General features: G+C 38.6%; 8 protein-coding genes and 1 tRNA gene. 4 read left to right on the plus strand and 5 right to left on the minus strand.

Annotation, left to right across the window (positions count from 1 at the left end):
- Positions 1-148: 148 nt before the first annotated feature.
- The 3 genes from HMPREF9074_RS12120 to HMPREF9074_RS06070 all read right to left on the minus strand — a co-directional run bounded on the left by HMPREF9074_RS12120 (position 149) and on the right by HMPREF9074_RS06070 (position 1,805).
- Positions 149-358, minus strand: coding sequence for a hypothetical protein (locus HMPREF9074_RS12120; protein WP_009391771.1), 210 nt, complete (start codon positions 356-358; stop codon positions 149-151).
- 82 nt (positions 359-440) lie between these two features.
- On the minus strand, positions 441-1,607 hold the full coding sequence (locus tag HMPREF9074_RS06065; RefSeq protein ID WP_009391772.1) for a tyrosine-type recombinase/integrase: 1,167 nt from the start codon (positions 1,605-1,607) through the stop codon (positions 441-443).
- Between the two features lie 124 nt (positions 1,608-1,731).
- Positions 1,732-1,805, minus strand: a tRNA-Met gene (locus HMPREF9074_RS06070).
- A 436-nt stretch (positions 1,806-2,241) separates the two neighbouring features.
- Here HMPREF9074_RS06070 and HMPREF9074_RS06075 point away from each other — a divergent pair.
- From HMPREF9074_RS06075 to HMPREF9074_RS11870, 3 genes are read left to right on the plus strand one after another with little or no spacing between them, the layout of a single operon-like run.
- Positions 2,242-3,777 (plus strand): YifB family Mg chelatase-like AAA ATPase, encoded by a 1,536-nt coding sequence (locus HMPREF9074_RS06075; protein ID WP_009391773.1) that lies wholly within the window; start codon positions 2,242-2,244, stop codon positions 3,775-3,777.
- 40 nt (positions 3,778-3,817) lie between these two features.
- The gene (locus HMPREF9074_RS06080) at positions 3,818-4,378 is read left to right on the plus strand and encodes a hypothetical protein (protein WP_009391775.1); all 561 of its coding nucleotides are present in this window, start codon (positions 3,818-3,820) and stop codon (positions 4,376-4,378) included.
- Positions 4,379-4,381: 3 nt separating this feature from the next.
- Positions 4,382-4,819, plus strand: a complete 438-nt coding sequence (locus HMPREF9074_RS11870; RefSeq protein WP_009391778.1) for a hypothetical protein — start codon at positions 4,382-4,384, stop codon at positions 4,817-4,819.
- Here the strand turns inward: HMPREF9074_RS11870 and HMPREF9074_RS06085 are convergent.
- Positions 4,749-5,705 (minus strand): lysylphosphatidylglycerol synthase transmembrane domain-containing protein, encoded by a 957-nt coding sequence (locus tag HMPREF9074_RS06085; protein ID WP_009391781.1) that lies wholly within the window; start codon positions 5,703-5,705, stop codon positions 4,749-4,751. The two genes, HMPREF9074_RS11870 and HMPREF9074_RS06085, sit on opposite strands and share 71 nt — an antisense overlap.
- The gene (gene panD, locus HMPREF9074_RS06090) at positions 5,702-6,052 is read right to left on the minus strand and encodes an aspartate 1-decarboxylase (protein WP_009391783.1); all 351 of its coding nucleotides are present in this window, start codon (positions 6,050-6,052) and stop codon (positions 5,702-5,704) included. The genes HMPREF9074_RS06085 and panD overlap by 4 nt, the downstream gene beginning before the upstream one ends.
- Positions 6,053-6,280: 228 nt before the next feature.
- Here panD and HMPREF9074_RS12685 point away from each other — a divergent pair.
- On the plus strand, positions 6,281-6,831 hold a 551-nt coding region (locus tag HMPREF9074_RS12685), incomplete at its 3' end, for a succinate--CoA ligase subunit alpha (RefSeq protein ID WP_034540007.1).

Raw genomic sequence — 6,831 nt, forward strand, 5'->3', positions numbered from 1 at the left:
GGCAACAAAGAAGAAAAACAGCCCCACACGCACTACCCGCAAGGTAACCGTACCAGTAACTATTACTGTAAGAGTAACCCCTAAGGCTCGCAAGAAAACCAGCCGCCGCAAGTAGTGCCACGCTCCAGCCCCGTAAGGCTGGAGTTTTTTATTCGGCTGGTGCTTCCTTATCATCAATAAATAACATCATTTTTTCGCCACAAATATAGGCTTTTTTTCTCCTCCGCCACCAAGCGGGGGAGTTTTTGTTTTTTTCCGCTTCCGCACCCCGCGCCCAAAAAATAAAATTTATGTGCAAAATGGTAAGTTTATGTGCAAAAATAAAATTTGTGTGCAGTTTGTGTGCAGCATACTTCACTGAAAATCAAATCATTAACATCTAAAAACACCCTCTGCACACAAATCACATAAAAAAAACACGTTCTAAACGTCATCAAACATTAAAAAGAAAAAGCTGCAGTTTTCACTATTTCATCAGCAAATTTATTGCGGGCGGTATAGCTTTCAGTAATCTTCAAATCGTAGTGCCTTGCTTGGTCGCGTACCTTAATAGCAGGAATACCACTGTTGAGCAAGTCCGTAATCCCAGTATCTTTAAGAGAGTAAAACTGATATTTGCTATCAAACTTATGTAGTTTGCGAAACTTAGCCCACTCGTCAGAAATCTTTTTAGGAGTAATAGGAGTAGTACCAGCTTTAAACTTATTCGCGCTAAAAAGGTAGTCGCTATTTTTAGCTTTGCTTAGGTGTAGGGCGAGGTCTGGCAAAAATACATCGGGTATTGTTACGCTTTCTGTTTTTCGGTTTTTAGAGTTTTCACCGTCAATTACTATATAGCCGCCGTGCAGGTGCACATCGCCCACCTTTAGCTTTGTCAGTTCTGTACGCCTAATGAAGCAGTAGTAAGTCAGCATACAAAGCACGTAGTAGTGAAAATTAGTATCGTGTAGCGTTCTTACCTTATCTTTAATCTCGCCAGATAGTACTTCACGCTTCTTTTGTACCTTGTTTTTAGGTTTTATGCTTTCAGCAGGATTAGCATTTATAAAGCACTTGGTTTTGCACCAAATTAGAAATATATTGAGAAATCTCAAATGATTATTATAAGTACTTGGGCTATTTTTACGCTCGTAATAGAGGTAGTCCAGATAGTTTTGCAGAGTATAGGTATCAAGTTCTACAATAAATTTCATTGATATTTTCTTATCGGTAAAATACTTTTTCAATAGTTCTATGCAAGAGGTATAGGCCCTAAGTGTATCGGGGCGTTTAATACCGTCTTGTACTTCTTTTTCTTGCATTTTTATAAACAAGTCAGCGCAATATTCTAATGATTTATATTTTACATTAGTGTCTTCATAGAATGGCGACCAGCCGTTATCTAATTTTTGGTTAATAGCGGCAATCATCTTTTTAGCATATTTCTCACGTTCGCGAGTAGGGGACATTGGAGGCACTCGCTTACGGAAGCGTTTAAATTCGTTTTGTGCAGGTATTTTGGCGAAGAATACAATGCGCCATTCATCATTTTGCCCTTTTTGTAGCACTGCGGGCTTATAGTCAACGTATATAATACGTGAAGAAGTATTTTTTTCGTTTGTAGGCATTTTTTTATTTAGGGCTACCTCCCAGCACTGTAAAACCGTGCAAAGAAAAAGCCCCAAATCAGACCCAGCTATTTTAAAAAACTTGGTGTAACTAACTGTATATCAATTAGTTACACCAATTTTGTAGCGAAGACGGGATTTGAACCCGTGACCTTTGGGTTATGAATCCAACGCTCTAACCACCTGAGCTACCTCGCCAATTATATTCAAAACCTATTCTTTCTGTTTTGCGGGTGCAAATGTACTACTTTTTTTTATTCTACCAAATTTTTATAACACTTTTTATTCATTAAATCTTATAAATATATTACAAATAAATGATTATCAACATTATACATACTTCTTTCTCACTCTTATACTTATTAACTTTCTAATAGGTCAAACATTCAAATTAGTTTAACTTAGAGGAGTGATTAGTGGCTAGCTGAGCAGTGGCAAGAATATTTTTCTATTTTGAAGATGATTATTAGTCGTTTATTTTTCGCTAATTTTTCGCTAATTGTTCGCTTATCCTATATTGTTCCTATATCATTTGTATAGGGTAGGTGGCTACAGAAAATTTTTCTGCTTTTATGATTTGTCATTTGTCATTATTTTATTATCTTTGCCATATCAAAAAAATCAACCGAAAAATATGTTAGTAAAAATTTACGGAAGTGCCGTTTTTGGAGTAGAAGCAACGACCATTACTATTGAAGTCAATATTGATAAAGGGGTGGGCTATTACCTTGTAGGGTTGCCCGATGTGGCTATCAAAGAAAGTAACTATCGCATCGCTGCGGCTCTGCAAAACAACGGCTATAAGATACCTGGAAGGAAAATCACTATCAATATGGCTCCTGCCGATATGCGAAAAGAAGGCTCTTCCTATGACCTTAGTCTTGCTATTGGTATTCTGGCAGCTAACGAGCAAATACAAGCCGATGATTTAGATAAATACATCATTATGGGCGAACTCTCTTTAGACGGAGGACTTCAACCTATAAAAGGTGCCCTACCCATCGCCATTCAGGCACGTAAAGAGGGGTTTAAAGGCTTTATTTTGCCTGCTCAAAACGCTAAAGAAGCCGCTATCGTAGACCAATTGGAGGTGTATGGAGTAGAAAACATAAAAGATGTAATAGCGTTTTTCAACGGCGAAAGACAGTTAGAGCGCACCATAATAGATACACGCAAGGAATTTTATAAGAACTTAGAGTTCCCTGAATTTGATTTTGCTGATGTTAAAGGACAAGAGACTGTAAAACGCTGTATGGAAATAGCGGCTGCTGGAGGACACAATATCATTCTTATAGGGCCTCCTGGGTCGGGGAAAACGATGCTTGCCAAACGGCTGCCCAGCATTCTCCCTCCTATGACGCTGCACGAAGCCCTCGAAACTACCAAAATACACAGCGTAGTGGGGCGCATTAAAGACAGTGGACTGATGAGCCATCGCCCTTTTAGAAGTCCTCATCACACCATTTCAGATGTTGCTTTAGTGGGAGGCGGTACTTATCCACAACCAGGTGAGATATCATTAGCGCATAATGGCGTGCTTTTCCTTGACGAACTGCCAGAGTTTAAAAGGGCTGTGTTAGAAGTGATGCGTCAGCCTTTAGAAGACCGAGAGGTGACGATATCAAGGGCTAAATTCTCTATCACTTATCCTGCGTCGTTTATGTTAGTGGCCAGTATGAATCCGAGCCCGAGTGGTTATTTTAACGACCCCGATGCCCCTATGAGCTCTTCGCCTGCTGAAATGCAACGCTATATGAGCAAAATATCAGGACCGCTGTTAGACCGTATCGATATACATATAGAGGTAAATCCGGTGCCTTTTGAGAAACTTTCTGATGAGAGAAAAGCGGAAAGTAGCAGCGAAATACGCAAACGTGTAATAGAAGCGCGCAATATACAGACTGAGCGTTTCAAAGAGTATGAGCACATACACTATAACGCCCAAATGAATACCAAACAGATTCAAAAATTCTGCAAGGTAAGTGAGGAATCTCTAAAGCTCCTAAAAAATGCTATGACACGCCTCAACCTTTCTGCTCGTGCCTACGACCGCATTCTGAAGGTAGCACGGACTATAGCTGACTTAGAGAAAACAGAAAAAGTAGAACCTCACCATATTGGCGAAGCTATTCAGTACCGCAGCTTAGACCGCGATGGATGGTTCAGCTAAGAAATAACTATTAATAAATAATAATTAACACTATAAAACAATGAAGAAATATTTTTTATTAGCGACTTTTGGTTTATTAACACTCGCCAGCTGTAACCAAAGTAATAAGTTGGACAACAGCGATGTAACCGACCTTATCACCGATTACTTAGAAGAAAATCCGCTATACGAAACAGGTAAGTTCAACACCAACAAGCAAAAACTAAGCAACAGTTCAGACCAAGAACTCATTGAGGCTATTCAAAGGCTAACAGATGAAGGATTTATTGAAATCAATGATGAAAAAGTGCGCAAAAAGTGGTTTTCTAAAGACAGTGTACATATTATTACCCCCGCACTTACGAAAGAGGCATTGCCTTATTTGGTAAAGCAAAATAAAAACAATGCCGAAGTAAAAACAATTATCTACAAATTTAATGATAAGAAAGTAACCTTGGAGAAAAGTACAGAAAATGTATCTGTTTGCACCGTTATTTTAGATAAAGAGAAAACGCCTTTCTACTATTTTGGCAAAGACCCTTACCCTAATGCCTCGTTTATTACTCAGAAGTTTAAACTAAAATACAACGAAAAAACAGGTTGGAAGATTATAAAAAAATAAACTATGAAGAACCTTAGTATCCTTACATTAATACAAGCCTTATTAAGCCTCGTATCGGGCATACTCATCTCTAAAATGTCTTTTATTGGGAAGATAGGCGTTAGCACCTTCTACAGTCAGTATGCCGTATTTAAAACTTGGTGGAAAACTGCTCTTATTTTATTTATTGTACAGTTTGTGTTATTGCTTTTCTTACAAACGTTTAGAGCTAAAGTAAGCGTGGGTTTTTCCCGTTTGTTGGCTGTCCTATTAACAATAATAGGAGCCGTAGGGGCTTATCTGACTTATATAGATTTTACCACTACGGCTCATAAGGTGATGAAGTTTAGTTTTCACGCAGGTTTTTATCTGTTCTGGATAACGTGGTTTATCACTTGTTTTTATTTTCTTTTATCAAAGGGAGCAAAGCAAACGACAGACCTCCCAGAAGAAGCGTCATAGCAAATTGTGATGTCCATACTATCCAACCGAAGGCGGTGCCTACAGGTGTTGCTACCCCAAAGAGGAAAAGCACCTCAGCAATAAAGAAAGGATATGACCCAAAGCCTGCATTGGTAAATGTCATTGCAAAGCTACCCACTACAAAAGCTGTAAGCACATTAGCCAGACTGATGGTAGCTGTTTCGGGCAAAGCAAAGAAAGGAATGTAAAACATCAGGAAATACATAGCCCATATAAAAATGGTATGCAATAAAAACAAGGTTTTATGGCGTATTTTCATCACTGAAAGTACGCCTTCTTTTATACCACTTAAAAAGCCTTTTACCTTTACAAACAGTTTTCTTTCAGAAGTATAAACCAAATATAAAAATACTACAAACGATACTCCGCCAATAAGTGCTATCCACAATAGTTTCTGAAAAGGAATTTTAGACAATATAAAACTGCTAATTACATCGAACTGTAGCACAAATGCAACTCCGGTAAATGCTGTGAGCAGTAGCAGGTCGATAACCCGCTCTGAGATAATGGTGCCAAAGGATTTTTCAAAAGGCACTCCGTCATAATTACTGACAAGCAGAGCTCGCGATACCTCTCCAGAACGCGGAATCGTAACATTTACCAAATAGCCCATAAACACTGCCATAGCGCGGTGTAATAGAGAGGTACGGTATCCCATAGGGAGCAATAAAAACTCCCAACGCACAGCCCGCGACATATCGGCGAAAAAGCCTAAAAAGACTGATAAAATAATATAAAAATAATCTGCTGAAAGAAAGGTTTTCTTTATCTCAGCAAATTGCTCTTCAGTAAACTGTTGGTAGGCGTACCAACACAAAAAACCTCCCACGAGTAATGGGAGGGTAAGTTTAAGCGTTTTTTTCATTCTAAGAGATTCGTTTGTTCATTAGGGAAAATAACAGAAGGTTTAAAGGTTTTAGCCTCTTCAAAATCCATTAGGGCATACGAAATGATAATTATTATATCGCCTCGTTGTACTTTGCGAGCCGCAGGCCCATTGAGCACTATAGCCCCTGAATGGCGTTTCCCTTTGATGATGTAAGTATCTAAGCGCTCACCGTTATTGACATTTACTATCGAGACCTTTTCACCTTCTATCATTCCAGCAGCTTCTAAAAGTGCCTCGTCTATAGTGATGCTACCGATGTAATCTAAATCAGCACCTGTTACTTTTACTCGATGTATTTTAGATTTTAATACTTCTATTTGCATTTTTTGCTTGTATTTAAAAACGCGGCAAAAGTACAAATAATTAGGTAATTAGCAATTTTCTTCTACTTATCGCAGAAAAAAGTTTCTTTTCGTTTTTTAATAACTCGCTGATAAATAACCACATAAGAAATAGCAATTACGAAAAGTTATTTATTTTATCGAATAAAAATTGTACAACTCAAATAAAATACTTATCTTTGCTTCAACTAAAACTAAAAGTTAATCGCAATGAGTGTATTAGTGAATAAAAATTCAAAGGTGATTGTACAAGGCTTCACCGGAAGTGAAGGTACCTTTCACGCTGAGCAAATGATTGCTTACGGCACAAATGTAGTAGGCGGTATTACCCCTAACAAAGGTGGACAAACACACTTAGGAAAACCCGTATTTAACACCGTAGCCGACGCTGTAAAAGCCACAGGAGCTGATGTTTCTATCATCTTCGTACCGCCTGCATTTGCTGCAGATGCCATTATGGAAGCAGCAGAAGCTGGTATTAAAGTGATTATTACCATCACTGAAGGTATTCCTGTTGCCGATATGGTAAAAGTGGCTGCTTATATCAAAAATCGGGACTGCAGGCTTATAGGGCCTAACTGCCCTGGAGTTATCACTCCAGAAGAAGCTAAGGTAGGTATTATGCCTGGTTTTATCTTCAAAAAAGGACACGTGGGCATCGTTTCTAAATCGGGTACTCTTACTTATGAAGCTGCTGACCAAATAGTACGTCAGGGCTTGGGTATCACTACCGCTATAGGTATCGGTGGTGACCCTATTAT

Origin of the sequence: Capnocytophaga sp. oral taxon 329 str. F0087, from assembly GCF_000213295.2 — a bacterium.
Lineage (GTDB): Bacteria > Bacteroidota > Bacteroidia > Flavobacteriales > Flavobacteriaceae > Capnocytophaga > Capnocytophaga leadbetteri_A.

Excerpts from the sequence above, each read along its gene's own strand:
- HMPREF9074_RS06080 (WP_009391775.1), top strand. The coding sequence starts at position 3,818 with ATGAAGAAATATTTTTTATTAGCGACTTTTGGTTTATTAACACTCGCC.
- HMPREF9074_RS06085 (WP_009391781.1), bottom strand. The coding sequence starts at position 5,705 with ATGAAAAAAACGCTTAAACTTACCCTCCCATTACTCGTGGGAGGTTTT.
- panD (WP_009391783.1), bottom strand. The coding sequence starts at position 6,052 with ATGCAAATAGAAGTATTAAAATCTAAAATACATCGAGTAAAAGTAACA.
- HMPREF9074_RS06065 (WP_009391772.1), bottom strand. The coding sequence starts at position 1,607 with ATGCCTACAAACGAAAAAAATACTTCTTCACGTATTATATACGTTGAC.
- HMPREF9074_RS06075 (WP_009391773.1), top strand. The coding sequence starts at position 2,242 with ATGTTAGTAAAAATTTACGGAAGTGCCGTTTTTGGAGTAGAAGCAACG.
- HMPREF9074_RS11870 (WP_009391778.1), top strand. The coding sequence starts at position 4,382 with ATGAAGAACCTTAGTATCCTTACATTAATACAAGCCTTATTAAGCCTC.